The sequence below is a fragment of the Corynebacterium endometrii genome (assembly GCF_004795735.1).
Lineage (GTDB): Bacteria > Actinomycetota > Actinomycetes > Mycobacteriales > Mycobacteriaceae > Corynebacterium > Corynebacterium endometrii.
This window is the reverse complement of the sequence record NZ_CP039247.1, coordinates 675,534-690,500: the sequence shown is the minus strand read 5'-3', so window position 1 is coordinate 690,500 and position 14,967 is coordinate 675,534. Positions and strand designations below refer to the sequence as shown.

At 61.2% G+C, this 14,967-nt stretch carries 13 protein-coding genes and 1 other RNA gene; 5 read left to right on the top strand and 9 right to left on the bottom strand.

Going from position 1 to position 14,967, the window contains the following annotated elements; genetic code table 11:
- Positions 1 to 4 precede the first annotated feature (4 nt).
- On the bottom strand, positions 5 to 1,330 hold the full coding sequence (locus CENDO_RS03120; RefSeq protein WP_136140738.1) for a 3-oxoacyl-ACP reductase: 1,326 nt from the start codon (positions 1,328 to 1,330) through the stop codon (positions 5 to 7).
- Between the two features lie 98 nt (positions 1,331 to 1,428).
- Between CENDO_RS03120 and CENDO_RS03115 the strand changes: the two genes are divergently transcribed.
- Entirely contained in the window at positions 1,429 to 2,742 is a 1,314-nt protein-coding gene (locus CENDO_RS03115) for an acetyl-CoA C-acetyltransferase (protein WP_136140737.1), read from the top strand.
- Positions 2,743 to 2,791: 49 nt separating this feature from the next.
- Entirely contained in the window at positions 2,792 to 4,876 is a 2,085-nt protein-coding gene (locus CENDO_RS03110; RefSeq protein ID WP_136140736.1) for an acyl-CoA dehydrogenase family protein, read from the top strand.
- A 196-nt stretch (positions 4,877 to 5,072) separates the two neighbouring features.
- On the opposite strand, the gene CENDO_RS03105 is transcribed toward CENDO_RS03110, so the two are convergent.
- Together CENDO_RS03105 and CENDO_RS03100 are read right to left on the bottom strand one after the other, a co-directional pair.
- On the bottom strand, positions 5,073 to 6,107 hold the full coding sequence (locus tag CENDO_RS03105; protein ID WP_246014357.1) for a S66 family peptidase: 1,035 nt from the start codon (positions 6,105 to 6,107) through the stop codon (positions 5,073 to 5,075).
- Entirely contained in the window at positions 6,094 to 6,636 is a 543-nt protein-coding gene (locus CENDO_RS03100; protein ID WP_136140734.1) for a GNAT family N-acetyltransferase, read from the bottom strand. The genes CENDO_RS03105 and CENDO_RS03100 overlap by 14 nt, the downstream gene beginning before the upstream one ends.
- 65 nt (positions 6,637 to 6,701) lie before the next feature.
- On the opposite strand from CENDO_RS03100, the gene CENDO_RS03095 reads away from it, so the two are divergent.
- A complete protein-coding gene (locus tag CENDO_RS03095; RefSeq protein WP_136140733.1) occupies positions 6,702 to 7,085 on the top strand; it encodes a thiol-disulfide oxidoreductase DCC family protein in 384 nt (127 codons plus the stop codon).
- A 37-nt stretch (positions 7,086 to 7,122) separates the two neighbouring features.
- Positions 7,123 to 8,280 (top strand): glucose-1-phosphate adenylyltransferase family protein, encoded by a 1,158-nt coding sequence (locus tag CENDO_RS03090; RefSeq protein WP_136140732.1) that lies wholly within the window; start codon positions 7,123 to 7,125, stop codon positions 8,278 to 8,280.
- Positions 8,281 to 8,493: 213 nt separating this feature from the next.
- Here CENDO_RS03090 and ssrA read toward each other — a convergent pair.
- From ssrA to ftsE, 5 genes are all read right to left on the bottom strand, one after another.
- Positions 8,494 to 8,873: a transfer-messenger RNA gene (gene ssrA / locus CENDO_RS03085) on the bottom strand.
- A 140-nt stretch (positions 8,874 to 9,013) separates the two neighbouring features.
- Positions 9,014 to 9,514, bottom strand: a complete 501-nt coding sequence (gene smpB, locus CENDO_RS03080; protein ID WP_136140731.1) for an SsrA-binding protein SmpB — start codon at positions 9,512 to 9,514, stop codon at positions 9,014 to 9,016.
- Between the two features lie 27 nt (positions 9,515 to 9,541).
- Positions 9,542 to 10,117, bottom strand: coding sequence for a hypothetical protein (locus CENDO_RS03075; protein ID WP_136140730.1), 576 nt, complete (start codon positions 10,115 to 10,117; stop codon positions 9,542 to 9,544).
- Between the two features lie 109 nt (positions 10,118 to 10,226).
- Entirely contained in the window at positions 10,227 to 11,129 is a 903-nt protein-coding gene (gene ftsX, locus CENDO_RS03070; protein ID WP_136140729.1) for a permease-like cell division protein FtsX, read from the bottom strand.
- Positions 11,129 to 11,818, bottom strand: coding sequence for a cell division ATP-binding protein FtsE (gene ftsE / locus CENDO_RS03065; RefSeq protein WP_136140728.1), 690 nt, complete (start codon positions 11,816 to 11,818; stop codon positions 11,129 to 11,131). Before ftsE ends, ftsX begins: the two co-directional genes overlap by 1 nt.
- Before the next feature lie 157 nt (positions 11,819 to 11,975).
- Here ftsE and CENDO_RS03060 point away from each other — a divergent pair, with 157 nt between their 5' ends.
- A complete protein-coding gene (locus CENDO_RS03060) occupies positions 11,976 to 13,679 on the top strand; it encodes an AbgT family transporter (protein WP_136140727.1) in 1,704 nt (567 codons plus the stop codon).
- Positions 13,680 to 13,853: 174 nt separating this feature from the next.
- Here CENDO_RS03060 and prfB read toward each other — a convergent pair whose 3' ends face one another.
- Positions 13,854 to 14,957, bottom strand: a complete 1,104-nt coding sequence (gene prfB, locus CENDO_RS03055) for a peptide chain release factor 2 (RefSeq protein ID WP_136140726.1) — start codon at positions 14,955 to 14,957, stop codon at positions 13,854 to 13,856.
- Positions 14,958 to 14,967 lie beyond the last annotated feature (10 nt).

The window sequence follows — 14,967 nt, the reverse complement described above, 5'->3', positions numbered from 1 at the left end:
TCGCTTACGCCCCCAAGATGGATTGGCCACAGACGCGAATCACGTTCCCATTGACCCCACCGGATGCGCGAGCGGCCAGGTAGGCCACGGTTTCCGCTACGTCCACCGTCCGTCCGCCCTGGTTCAGGGTGCTGGAGCGCCGCCCCACCTCACGCGGCACCGTGGGCATAGCCGCGGTCATGGCGGTTTCGATGAACCCGGGGGCCACGGCATTGATGGTGCCGCCACGCTCCGCGAGCGGGCCGGCCAGCGCGTCGACCATTCCCACGATCCCGGCTTTGGTGGTGGCGTAATTGGTCTGACCGCGGTTGCCCGCCAGGCCCGCGATCGAAGAAACCCCGATGACCGCTGGATTCTCGCCCAGCGCGTCAGCCTCAAGGAGCGCCTCGGTAATCCGCACCGGCGCAACCAGGTTGATGTTTTGAACCATCTTCCATTGCCCCTCATCCATGTTGACTAGGAGCTTGTCCCGGGTCACGCCGGCGTTGTGAACAAGGATGTCTATCTTCCTGCCGTAACGCGCGTCCGCGTGGCTCGCCAGCGCTTCGGCGGCGTTGCTGTCCGTCACATCGAGCGGCAGTGCGGTGCCCTTGACCGCGTTCGCGGTCTCTACCAGCGCCTCCCCCGCCGCCGGCACATCCACACAGATGACCGATGCGCCGTCACGAGCCAGCACCTCAGCCATAGTCTTGCCAATACCACGGGCGCAACCGGTTACCACGGCGACGCGGCCCGCAAGCGGCTTGGACCAATCCACGTCAGCCGCAGCCCCCTCGGCACCCACGCGGATCACCTGCCCGTTGACGAATGCGGACTTTCCTGACAACAGGAAGCGCAGCGTGGATTCAACATCTTCCACCCCCGCTTCCGGCGCGGCGTAGACCAGCTGCGCCGTGGCACCGTATCGCAGCTCTTTAGCGAGCGAACGGGAAAAGCCCTCAAGGGCACGGGCCGCTATGCGGGCGTCGATATCCCCCACCAACTCCGGCGTGTGGCCGATGACCACCACGCGCGCATTCTTCCTAATCTTCCGCATTTGCGGGTGCATGGACTTGTAGAGGGTTTCAAGCTCTTCGGGCCTAGTAATGCCAGTGGCGTCGAGGATAATTCCGGCGCGTGGGGTGTCCGCCTCGACTGGAATGAATTTGTATTCATTTTTGAGGGTTTCCTCAAGTTTAGATCCGAAGCGTCCACCCCCAGCTATAGCCACAGGACCGTCGAGAGCGGGCTTTCCAGGTTCGTGGCGGCGGAGCTCCACCCCCTGTGGCACCCCGAGCTTTCCCGCGAGGTCAGAGTTGATGAATTTCTCAATCAATCCAGAGTTGGACATTGTGTCGATAGTCCCTTCTTCAAAAAATCGTGATGTGCGCTACACTATCACCCATACGTGACGGACGCCATACAGTTTTAAATACAAAAGGAGTTTCCATGTCTAGTAATTCACCGGCTGGCAATCCACGCCGTGTAGCAATCCTTGGTGGCAACCGCATCCCGTTCGCCCGCTCGAACCGCGAGTACGCGGATGCCTCTAACCAGGACATGCTGACCGCCGCGATCGATGGACTTGTTGCCCGTTACGGACTCCAAGATGAACAACTGGGGATGGTGGCCGCCGGCGCCGTGCTCAAGCACTCCCGCGATTTCAACTTGACCCGCGAATCCGTGCTGGGCTCCACGCTTTCGCCATACACCCCCGCCATCGACGTACAGCAGGCGTGTGGAACCGGCTTAGCGGCGGCAATCCTCGTTGCGGACGGGATTGCCGCGGGCCGCTATGACGTGGCGCTAGCCGGCGGCACCGATACAATCTCCGATGCACCCCTAGCCGTTGGCGATAAAATGCGCCGCACGCTGCTCAAACTCGCGGCCGCTCGCAGCACGGCCGAGCGTGTGAAACTCGCCGGTTCCATTCGTCCGGGTCAGCTGGCGCCGGAGATGCCCGCCAATTCCGAACCTCGTACGGGCCTGTCCATGGGTGAACATGCCGCCATCACCGCGCGTGAGTTTGGTATCACCCGCGAGGACCAGGATGAGCTGGCCGTCATCTCTCATAGGAACCTGGCCGCCGCGTATGACGCCGGGTTCTTCGATGACTTGGTCACGCCCTACCTTGGCGTGACGCGGGACACCAACCTGCGCCCGGATGCGTCAGCGGAGTCCATGGCCAAGCTCAAGCCTGTATTCGGCAAGCAGGATGCCATAGACCACGGCGCACAAGCCACCATGACCGCGGGCAACTCCACCCCGCTTACTGACGGCGCATCTGTTGCGCTTCTCGCGTCCGATGACTGGGCCACCGCCCACAACATCGAGCCGCTGGCCTACCTGGTGGACTCAGAAACCGCCGCCGTGGACTACCTACATGGAGGTGACGGTCTGCTCATGGCGCCCACGTACGCGGTCCCACGATTGCTCGAGCGCAACGGACTGACGCTGCAGGACTTCGATTACTACGAAATCCACGAGGCGTTTGCCTCCCAGGTCCTGGCCACCCTCGCCGCGTGGGAGTCTGACGATTACTGCCGCTCGCGCCTCGGCCTCGACGGTGCCCTAGGCGCCATCGACCGGTCGAAGCTCAATGTCAAGGGTTCCTCCCTTGCCGCGGGCCACCCGTTCGCCGCCACCGGCGCTCGAGTCCTTGCCACCGCCGCCAAGACGCTGGCCGAAAACGGCGGCGGCCGCACCCTCATTTCCATCTGCGCGGCAAGCGGACAGGGAATCACCGCGATTATCGAACGCTAATCCTCATTTCTTTTCCAACTTTCCTCTCGATTACCGAAAGGCACACACCATGGCTATCCCAACCATTCACCGCAACTCCAAGCCAGATGACGAGTCAGCCAAGGCAGAATCCAAGGGCAACAATCGCGAAGCGCGCATTCCACACACCCTGCCAACCACACCGGATCCGGCCGCGGCCAAGGACCTTCGCATGATTCTGGACGGGCAATTCGGACAAATCCGCGAGGAGATCCGCCGCATGCTGGACGACGAGTTCTTCCTGCCGCAAGTCGAGGGCACCCTGGATGAAAACCGCGACGCCCTCATACCGCTCCTAGAGCGCTTCCGGGATGGTGGATATTCCTGGGATTCCTTCTCGCAGGCTAATGGCGGCACCGGAAAGGCTGACCGCTCCGTCATCGGACTGGAGACGCTCGCCCATGCAAACCTCAGCGCGATGGTTAAGGGCGGCGTGCAGTGGGGCCTGTGGGGCGGCGCCATTGATAACCTCGGCACTGAGCGTCACCGCCGCTACATCAAGCCCACGATGGACCTAGATCTGCTGGGTGTCTATGCCATGACCGAGTTAGGCCATGGCTCCAACGTGCAGGCGCTGGAGACCACCGCTACCTATGACCCCGAGACTCAGGAGTTCATCATTAACTCCCCAAGTCCTTCGGCCAAGAAGGTTTACCTGGGCAATGCGGCGAAGCACGGCACCATCGCGGCAGTCTTCGCTCAGCTGTACACCCCTGGCGTAGAAGAATCCCACGGCGTGCACTGCCTCGTGGTTCCAATCCGCGACGAGAATCATGAGCCGCTGCCGGGCGTAACGATCGGAGATCACGGCCACAAGGGCGGCTTGCTCGGTGTGGACAATGGCACCCTGATGTTCGATAACGTTCGCATCCCGCGGGAGAACCTCCTTAACCGATTCGCCGATGTCGATGAAGAGGGCAACTACCACTCCCCCATCGAGTCGCAGAATCGCCGCTTCTTCACCATGTTGTCCACGCTGATTCGTGGACGCATCGCGGTCGGCGGCGCGGCAAACGCCGCAACCCGCACGTCCCTGGATATCGCGGTGCGTTACGCAACGCGGCGCCGCCAGTTCAATTCCGGTGGAGATACCCAGGAAAAGCGCATTATTGATCACCGCAGTCACCGCCTGCGCCTGCTCATCCCATTGGCCAAGTCCTACGCTCTGATGCTGCTGCACAATGAGGTCACCGGGCGCCTGTACAACCAGCAGCGCCAGATTAACGAGGAAGTACTGGACCTGGCCAACCCCACCGAGGAGCAGCTCATCCAGTCCCGCGAGCTGGAATCCTGGGCGGCCGGCCTTAAGGTCATGGCTACACAGCACGCCACCAAGACTATCCAGGAATGCCGCGAGGCCTGCGGCGGCGCCGGATACATGGCGGAAAACCTCTTGACCGTGTTCAAGGCGGACTCTGACGTGTTCACCACCTTCGAGGGCGATAACACGGTGCTCATCCAGATGGTGGCCAAGGAGATGCTCACCGCCTACGGCCGCGACATGGCTGACCTCTCCCCAATCGATATGGTGCGCTACGGCATCGACGAGGTAGGCGATCTCCTCCGGCGCCGTTCGGGCCTTTCGCGCACTGTCCAGAGCGCGATAGACGTGGCGCGTAAGAGCAACGACAATTCCATCTTCGACGCCGGCTACCAGGTCGAGCTCCTCGAGGACCGCGCGCAGTCCATCTTGAAGTCCCTGGCCAGCCGCATGCGCAACGCCCGCAAGCTGGAGCCCACCGAGGCCGCCAAGCTCGTGGATGAGGCTCAAGATCACATGATCGCGGCGGGTTGGGCCCGCATGGATTCCCTTGCCCTGCAGCACCTGGTCGAGGCCGAAGCGAAGCTGCCGGCAGATTCCCCGGCGCGTCCGGTCCTAGAGCAGGTCCGCGATCTGTACGCACTGTCTACCATCGTTGAGCACGCGGGCTGGTACCAGGAACACAATGTGCTGCCGTCCTCCCGCATCCGCGTGGCTCGCGCAGCGATCCGTGACTTGGTCGATTCGCTGGGCCCATGGGCCGAGGTTCTGGTCGATGCCTTTGACGTTCCAAAGGCGATTACCACCGTGCCTATGCTCCAGGACGCGGGCGTGGACTCGCCTCGCTACGCATAGCGCCAAACTTCCCGTACCGCCTGCCCCCACTCTGGCCCTGGAATGGGGGCAGGCTTTCCCTTTGCAGACTGTGTTTTCCTCCACAGCTCGGCGCCACCGCCCACCTCGCTCCGCCCTTCCACCGCGGATACGGACCGGGCCAGCAGCCTCGAGCACTGGTTGAAACGCCGGGTAGTGGGCGCCGGGCGAAAACCTCTTACCGGGGATAGTGAGCGGTTACCGTGCCCGCCTCGGCGTCCAGGGTGATTTCCCCGCCGTACGGTAATACCGCCTGAGGCCGCGTGTGGCCGAATGGGGCATTCAGGGCCACAACGAGCTCGGTGTTAAAACGCGCGATGTTTACCAGCAGGTACTCGTAATAGGCTTGCCGGCGAGCCTCGAGATACTCGGGCGGCACCGGGTGATCGCGATCAGAAACCACCGGCTGGGCAAAAGCCACGCCGACGGCCGCGTCGAGGTAGCCGCGCTCACCCATGGCCCGGACCCAACGCCCCACGTAGTCCGGCGGCGGGATTACCTCAGAGGTCTCAAACAGGAGAATGCTTCCCTCAAGTTCCTCGGCCGCGGGCAGCCTCCCGGCCAAGGCCAACTGATCAATGACTTCCAGGCAGCCTCCCCACGTGCGGCCGCGCACGGTAGTCGCCGGCCCCACGAATTCCAGGGGCGCGGCCGGATAACGCGGGGCGGGCTCAGTAAGGGCCTGCGGATCGGACCAGTCGTGGCCGTAATCCTCTGACAGGGTGGGCATGGAAAGCGTTACGTCCCCACCACCAAAGAGGGCCGCGCGCAAGGTCTCCAGATGTAGCTCATCGACCTGGGCCTGGCCCAGGTGCACCATGGTGGAACCGCCGTAGTAGCCGCCCGCGCCGTTTCGCCATAGCCAATTCAAGATGTTGGTGTTATCCGAGTAGCCAAAGAAGGCCTTGGGGTCCGCGCGCACCAATTCCGCGTCGAGGTGCCTGGTGACCATAATCTGGTCGTCGCCGCCCACCGTGGAGAAGATCGCGCGGATTTCGGGGTCTGCGAAGGCCGCGTTCACGTCGGCCGCCCGAGCCTCGGCGGAGGCCCCCATCATCGAAGTAGTGGGAAATTCCACAGGTTCCAGCCCCAGCACGTCACGCACTCGGCCCATCGCCTGCTCATGCACCGCCGGGAAATACGCGGGTGCGGCCCACGCCGGTGAAAGTATGGCAACCTTGTCACCGGGTTTGAGTGTCCTAGGCTGTAGCACTTGCAGGCCTCCTCATGATGAACTCGTAATCGCGATGCTCGCCTACTGCGAAGTAGTAGTCTCCAGCCTTTTTAAAGCCATAACGGCTGTAGAAGCGCTGAGCACCAAAGTTTTCTGACCACACCCCAAGCCACGCCGTGTGCTCACCGCACCAGTCAAGGAATACCTCCATCAGGCGCGCGCCGTATCCTAAGCCCTGGTAGTTGGACAGGATATAGAGGCGCTTGAGCTCACGGTCTCCCGGGCCAACCCCCTCATGCGGCAGCCCGCATGGCCCGGCTAAAGCGTAGCCCACGGGCCCGTTTTCCGCCTCGAGCAACCACACCGCGAATTCCGGATCCTCAAGGAGTTGTGCGTGCTTACCAAGATCGTAAGCGGAATCGAGAAAAGCCGCTAGATCCTGCGGCTTGTACAAATGCCCGAAGGTCTGGGTAAATGTCTCGGCTGACAGCGCTACCAGTGCCTGCGCGTCCTTGACCGCCGCGCGCCGGATGCGCAGTGGGCCGTGGGCGGTGGCGTCAGAGCTCATGGCTCCAGCATAAGCCACTTCGCCGCATTACTCGGCAGGCGTGGTGGTTGCGTAACCTGTAAGGCATGCTGTTCATCTATGACGCAGACTGCGGCTTCTGCACGGCCGCGGTTTCACGGCTCAGCCGCGCCTTTCCGCGCGTAGAATTCCGCGCATCGCGCGAGGTGGATTATGCCAAGTTTGGCCTAAGCCGCAACGATGTCCGCGAGCGTGCCTACTTAATCGTTCGCGGCGCCGGCCGTGTTGAGGTACGCGGCGGCGGGCAGGCCATCACCGGGTTGCTTTGCAGTTGGGGTGCCGGCGGCCGAGCCCTCTCGTGGCTGCTCAGTCGCCTCCCGCTGCGTGTGCCGATCGAGGCCGTATACCGGGTAACCGCCCGCAACCGGCACCGAATTCCCGGCGCGTGGGCTGCCTGCGACTCCAGTGGGTTGGCTAGCAAGGCAAAATGACAGCCGCAACACAAAGAGTTTCAGTAGGCTAATAAATATGAAATTGCCGAAGATTCTCGCCATTATCCTCGCCGGTGGAAAGGGCTCCCGCCTTGGATCCTTGACGGAACACCGGGCCAAGCCTTCCCTGCCCATTGCCGGTACATACAGGCTGATCGATATATCCCTGTCTAACCTCGCCCACTCTAAGATCACCGATGTGCTCATGGCGCTGCAGTACATGCCAAGTTCCATCAACCACCACATCGACGGCGGGCGTCCCTGGGACTTGGACCGTTCGCACGGCGGCCTGAAGCTCGCCTTTCCCTTCGAGGGTGCGGAGGGCGAGGGCTTCAATGATGGGAATTCCGCGACGCTTTTCTCCCAGGTTCGCGAGATTGAACGCGCCGATCCAGACATTGTCTTGGTCCTATCCGCGGACCACTTATACCTTGTCGATTACCTCGATGTTTTGGAAACCCACCAGTCCCTAGAGGCGGATCTGACCATGGTCACCACAGAGATCGATGATGACCCAGGCCGCTACTCCGTTATTAAGGCCGAGGATCAGATAGTCACCGAATTCCAGTACAAGCCTGATGAGCCCATCTCCAACACGGTTGGCTGCGAAATCTTCATGTTCGATGCGAAAAAGCTCGTGGCGGCGCTGCGTGAGCTTAAGGAGAAAGATGAGCTGGCCGATTACGGCGATGATCTCATTCCGTACTTTGTGCACAACCACCGCGTAGCCCAGCACAAGCACAACGGGTATTGGCTAGACCTGGGCACCGTCCAGTCCTACTGGGCGGCGCACATGGAAATCCTTGCCGGTGAGGGCATTCGCCTGGACGATGCCCACTGGCCGATATGGTCTGCGGAGCCACACTTGCTGCCGGCCCACGTTGACTCGAATGCCAAGCTCGAAAACTCGCTTATCTCGCCCGGAGCGAAGGTGCACGGCGAGGTCATTAACTCGGTGATCGGCCCCCAGGTCACCATCGAGGAGGGCGCCAGCGTGCGCAATTGTGTGATTCTCAACCGCGCCACCATTCCGTCTGGCGCCAATCTCCTCAACGCCATCGTCGATTTCGATGCGAACGTCTCCGCGCACGATCGCGGCAGCGACGAACACATCACTCTCATCGACCGCGACGGTCTGATTACCGCGCGGGAGGCTTTCGACCCAGGTGAGCGCCTGCCCTCGTGGAAGAAGTAGTTCACTCGCGGCGTCTAACGGGAACGGGTGCGTTTTCTTGCCATCGTGTCTGCCCTACTTGGTACGTTGTCGGTACGTAACTGGTACGCAACTGGTACGTTACACGTTCATATTCGTGCGTATTGGTTCCTATTGTGGCATGATGGGAAATACGGCACAACCAGGGAAAATAAAAGAAACTCCCTGCTCAACATCGAACAGGGAGTTTCCATTTTGTGGAGCTGCCGGGAATTGAACCCGGGTCCTTCGCCACCTTGCCAGGGCTTCTCCGTGCGCAGTCTGCGCGGGATCTCTACTCGACCCTCCGGCTCGGGCAAACACGCTCCGGATGATGGGCCCAGTTGCCAGTGAAAGTCCCGTTTGGCCCTGGCAACGCAGCCAAACGGCGAGTCCCTTAGTCGATGCCGGGATCTAGGTCAGGAACGAAACCTAGGCCGACAGACACGCGTCGCTGAAATTAGGCAGCGAGGGCGTAGTCACGCTGAGAGTTCTTCTCTGCGTTTATTGGTTGCTGCGACGCTTACGGTGGTCTCCAGCCTGCACCGGCACGCTTCCCCTGGCGCAATGAGCGAAGTCGAAACCAAATCAACCCCATTGCTTGCAGAGCGGGATGTGCATCTTCTCTACAGTGCGTTCAACACTAGCCCAGCCCCGTTCATTCCCGCAAGGCGGCCCCGAGCTGGGAAGGTTATGCGGCGCGTCAATGTGAAGGGGTGGGTTAAATCCGCCGGTTCTAGGCGTTGATCCCCTTGACGCGGCGGCCCAGCTCGCGGGTGATCTCACGGTTCTGGTCGCGGCGCTTGATGTCCTCGCGCTTGTCATAGGCCTGCTTGCCCTGCGCAAGGCCCAGCTGCAGCTTGGCATACCCATTCTTCAGGTAAACCTTGAGGGGAATGAGCGTCTTATTGCCGTCTCGGACCTGCCCCATGAGCTTGTCAATCTCACGGCGGTGAAGCAGCAGCTTGCGGGTTCGGCGCGGGGTGTGGTTCGTCCAGTGCCCCATGGAGTATTCCGGAATGTGAAGGTTACGGAGGAATACCTCACCATTGTCGATGGTGGCGAAGGCGTCGTTGAGGGATATCTTGCCCTCCCGCAGGGACTTGATCTCCGTGCCGAGCAGCACGATCCCGCACTCGATCTCCTCCAGGATTTTGTAATCATGGCGGGCTCGGCGGTTCGTCGCAAGAGTTGCCTCGCCGGACGCCGCCTTCTTCTTTTTTGCCTTCTTAGCCATAACCTACCAATCTACCGGCGAACTGCCCTACCGGCCAAACAATTTGCCGAGGAATCCCGTCCGCCTACCGGCCGCGCGTCGCTGCGGGGATGCCGCGCCGTACGAGGCCAGGGTGCGTTCAGCGGGAATCCCATGAATATCTAGGGCCCACGCCGCGATGGAAGAGCGCGCCACCAGCGCAATGTTGAAGTCCTGGCTGAGCACCACGAATTCATCCGTGAGCGCTTCCCTATCCGGGTGCACCAAGCAGACGGTGAAGTGCAAGGGGGCGGTGATGGTGGCGTCGGACAAGGCCGCGCGCGAAAACGGGCGAACGGCAAGGGAACCGTCCGCCCGATAGGAAGACACAGTCTTTTCCACCACATCCACCACCACTACCCCGCGCGGAATGGAGCGGTCTAAAACCTCAAGGTCTGTAAGGCCCGCCTGCCCGGCGGGATGGACCTCAACTACCTCGGCGCCCGGATGCGCGGCACGCGCTGCATCGGCCGAAGCGTAACGCCCCACCACGCGCGCGGCCTCGGCACGCCCCGGGGCCTGGGTCACAGCGGCAAAGACCGGGCCGGCGGGATCAGATGTGTAGGACAATCCAAGATGCGTCATGACAGGCCATAGTACTAGCGCCAGCTTGGGAAAACTCACGAAGGCCCCGCGGGATGCGAGTCCCCGAAGGGCTTATCGTGAGCTATTTTTCCACCACGGCCACGGGTGGCTACTTGCGGACGTAGGCGCGCAGCGTTACCTGGGCGACAATCGCGCTTACTACCATGGCGGCGATTCCGGCGATAGGCAGCGCTACCCACATATCGCTCGTTTGAATCGGGGCGATGAGCTGGGCCCGGTAGAGCCCCTCCAGGGCGTCATCGACCACCGTTGTCTTGGCGATAAACACGCCAATGCCCGCCAGGACGGCGCCCACCAGGGTGGCCAGGACGGCCTCAAGGATAAACGGGGCCTGGGTGATCCAGCGGGAGGCGCCCACCATGCGCATGATGGAAATCTCAGTGGAACGGTTAAACGCCGCGATCTGCACCATGTTGGCGATCAAGAATATGGCGGCCAGGGCCTGGACCGCGGCCAACGCGAACGTGGCGTTGCGGATGGAATCAAGGTTGTCCGTGGCACCGCGCACCTCTTCGACCTGGTCAACGATGGTGTCCACCTGAGGCAGATCACGGACCTCATCGATGGCGGAGGTATCCGTTGGGTCAACCAGGCGCACATGCAGCGCGGCCGGAAGGGCGTCCGGGGAGGTTTCCGCAACCAGCAGTGGATCCGTTTCCTGGAAGACCTCCGTGAAACGCTGGAAGGATTCCTCGCGATTGCGGTAGGTCAACGTCTCCACGCCGGAGTGGGCCTCCAAGGTGTCCTTGACCTCTCGGCAGGCCGGCGAGGAGCAATTCTGGTCATTGGCGGAGATATCCTCATCCAGCTGGATCATGACCTCGACGCGTTCTAGGTAGATGTCCTTGGTGTCCTGGGTCATGTTGGTGACCAGGATGCCCGCCACAACCAACCCAACGGAAATAGCGGTGGTGATGATGAGGGCAATGGTCATGGTGAGGTTGCGGCCCAGGCCCTTGAAGGCCTCTCGCAGCACAAACTTGGCATTCATTACTGGGCCTCCCCGTAGATAGCGTTATGCTCATCGCGCACGAGCTTGCCATTGTGCAGCTCAATGACGCGCTGACGCGCCTCATTAACAGCACGGGCATTGTGGGTGGACATGACCACAGTGGTGCCGCGGCGGTTGATTTGGTTCAACAATCCCATAATCTCAGCGGCGGTGGATGGGTCCAGGTTTCCGGTGGGTTCGTCCGCCAGAACCAGCTTGGGGCGGTTGACGAAGGCCCGGGCCACAGCCACTCGCTGCTGCTCACCTCCGGAGAGTTCATGCGGGTACCGGTGCGCCTTGGAACCCAGCCCCACCATCTCCAGGGTTTCCGGGACTAGCTTGGCGATGCGGGATTTCTTCTTGCCGATAACCTCCAGCGCAAAGGCCACGTTCTGCTCCACCGTCAGCTTGGGCAGCAGGCGGAAATCCTGGAAGACGTAACCAATGGACTGGCGAAGCCTGTTGACGTCCTTGCCCTTAAGCGCATTGACGTGGAAACCATCGTAATGGATATCACCGCTGGTCAGATTGGTTTCACGGACCATGAGCTGCAGGAAGGTTGACTTGCCTGAACCGGATGGGCCGATAAGAAAAACAAACTCTCCATCTTCAATGGTGAATGAGACATCATCTAAGGCCGGCCGGCCGGACGAGTCATAAATTTTGGTTACTCTATCGAAGGTAATCACATGCGCAACTCTAGCAACTCCAGTCAACAAGCGGAATCTTAATTGCCATTGAGCCATGGTTAACCCTGGGCCTAAACTTGTTATTTGGATCTCATTGCCATAGCGTTGAAAACTCACATGGCCCGACGACCGATCTACAAAGAAAGCGCCGAGACCAATGTCAACAACTGGTCAAAAGAATAAACAACCACCGAGAATCAATCCGCAGGATTCCTCCGACGATTCCCAGACAAAGCAGGGAACGGGCGGTTTCCTTGGAGCCATCGAGAAGGTGGGCAACAAGCTACCGGATCCTTTCTGGCTCTTCGTCATCCTCGCCGGCGTAGTTGCCATCAGCTCCTGGATCGGCTCCAAGATCGGCCTCGAGGCTGTGAATCCCGAATCGGGGGAACCCGTCTACGTAGAATCCCTCCTTAATAAGGAGGGAATCTCGCGCATGGTCTCCGAGGCCATCACGAACTTCACCTCCTTCCCGCCGCTCGGCGTGATCCTCGCCGTGATGCTGGGCGTAGCCGTCGCCGAAAAATCCGGCCTGCTCTCCGCCCTGGTCCGCGCCATGGTCTCCAAGGTTGGCCCCAAATCCCTGACCTTCGTCGTGGCCCTGGCGGGCGTCACCGGCTCCGTCGCGTCCGACGCCATCTACGTTATCCTCATCCCACTGGGCGCCATGGCCTTCCATGCCCTAGGCCGCTCCCCGATTGTGGGCGCGATGGTAGCGTTCGCGGCGTCCTCCGCCGGATTCAACGCCTCCCTGATCCTCAACATCACGGACCTCCTGCTGGCCGGCATCTCAACCCCTGCCGCCCAGATTGTCGATGAGAACTATGAGGTCTCCCCTCTGGCGAATATCTTCTTCGTCATCCCATCCGCTATCGTCCTGGCCCTCATCATCACCGTTGTCACGGAGTTCTTCATCGATAAGAAGGCCCGCCAGCTGGTGGACCATGACGACCTGGATCTCAGCGAGCTGTCCTTTGAAAAGGCTCCCGCCACCGATGAGGACGGCAACGTCATTGCGGACGCGGACTCTGCCCCAGCCGATACCAAGATCAGCGCTGAGGGCGGCATCTCTAAGGAAGATTTGGCGCTGGACTCTATCGAGTCCAAGGGCCTTAAAGCCGCCGGCGTCACGCTAGTGGCCTTCCTGGCCGGGTACTTTGCCCTCATGTTGATCCCAGCCTCCCCGCTTTCCGGCCCCGACGGTGACTTCATGCAGTCCCCACTCATCCAATCCATCGCGATTCCCATCACCCTGATGTTCTTGGCTGTGGGCATCGTTTACGGCATGGTCACCAAGTCCATCACCTCCGCGGCGGATGTTCCAGAATTCATGGCAGACGGCCTCAAATCCATGCTGCCGATGATTGTCCTATTCTTCGCAGTGGCCCAGTTCATCGCCTGGTTCGAATGGTCTAACCTGGGCATCTGGACCTCAATCAAGGGCTCCGAACTACTCCAGACCTGGAACCTGCCGCCGTTGGTCATGTTCGCGGCCTTCGTCATCATGGTGGCGCTGCTCAACCTGTTCATCACCTCCGGTTCCGCGCAATGGGCGCTGATGGCCCCAATCGTGGTCCCTATGATGATGTACGTGGGCACCTCCCCCGAGGTCACCCAGATGCTTTTCCGTATCGGCGACTCCCCCACTAACATCATCACCCCGATGAGCCCCTACTTCGCGCTGGCGCTGACCTTCCTGCAGCGCTACTACAAGAAGGCCGGCGTGGGAACCCTGATGTCCCTGGCTCTCCCGTACTCCCTGACAATGATCGCCGGCTGGTTCCTCTTCTTCGTGGCGTGGTACCTCCTGGGCCTCCCTCTGGGCCCCGGCGTGTCCATGGAATACCCAGCCGCTGGCTAAGGCTCCGCCAAGCCACCCCCGTTTTCCTTACGGCGCCCTCCCTTCCAACGCGGAAGAGGGGGCGCCGCTTTTGTCTTCCCCCGGGTATAGGGCGAGGTTTAAACACCACCCCCTATTTAGCGCCACTATTTAGCGCCCGGGATTGTTCGCCGCTACCCCGCATGCGAGCCGGGGTTATGCCTGAGGGGACTCCTGGGACATGCGCCACCGGATGCCCGCCTCGAGCAATCCATCGATGTCACCGTCGAGCACCTTCTGCGGGTCTCCCACCTCGAAGTTGTTACGCAGGTCCTTAACCATTTGGTAGGGGTGCAGCACGTATGAGCGCATCTGATTGCCCCACGAGGCGTTGCCCCCGGCACCCAGCGCGTCCATTTCCGCCCGCTCCTCCTGGCGTTTGCGCTCAAGCAGCTTGGCCTGAAGCACGCGCATGGCGGAGGCCTTATTCTGGATCTGAGACTTCTCATTCTGGCACGTGACCACGATCCCCGTCGGCAGGTGTGTCAGGCGAACGGCCGAATCAGTGGTGTTGACGGACTGGCCGCCTGGCCCAGAGGAGCGGTACACGTCCACGCGCACCTCAGAGTCGGGGACCTCGATGGAATCCGTCTGCTCAACCACGGGCAGGACCTCCACCTCGGCAAAGGAGGTCTGGCGGCGGGCCTGGTTATCGAACGGCGAAATGCGCACGAGGCGGTGTGCGCCTTGTTCCACCGATAGGGTGCCGTACATATATTCACCATGGACCACGAAGGTCGCGGACTTTATGCCGGCCTCTTCTGCGTAGGAAATGTCATAGACATCGACCTTGTGCCCCTTCTTCTCCGCCCAACGCACATACATGCGCATGAGCATTTCGGCCCAGTCCGCCGCATCCACCCCGCCCGCGCCGGAGCGGATATTGATGACGGCCTCGCGCTGGTCATACTCGCCGGAGAGCATGGTGGTAACCTCCAGCGCTTCGATTTCACCGCGAAGTTCCTCCAGCTCGGAGTCCGCGAGGGCGGTATCCCCCTCTTCCTCCGCGAGTTCATACATCACCGGAAGGTCGTCGATGCGCCCGCGCAGGCCGGAGAGTTTACGCAGCTTGGCCTGAGTGGCGGATAGCTCCGTGGTGACCTGCTGCGCGTGATCCGGGTCATCCCATAGTGATGGATCCGCCGCTTGGGCCTCCAGCTCCCGGACTCGCTCCGCGAGCGCGTCCGGGTCCATGACCTTCTCAATAGTGGTCAGGGTTGCGGAGAGTTCGTTGATGGCGGCGGATGTTTCAGGTCGCATAACGCCCCAG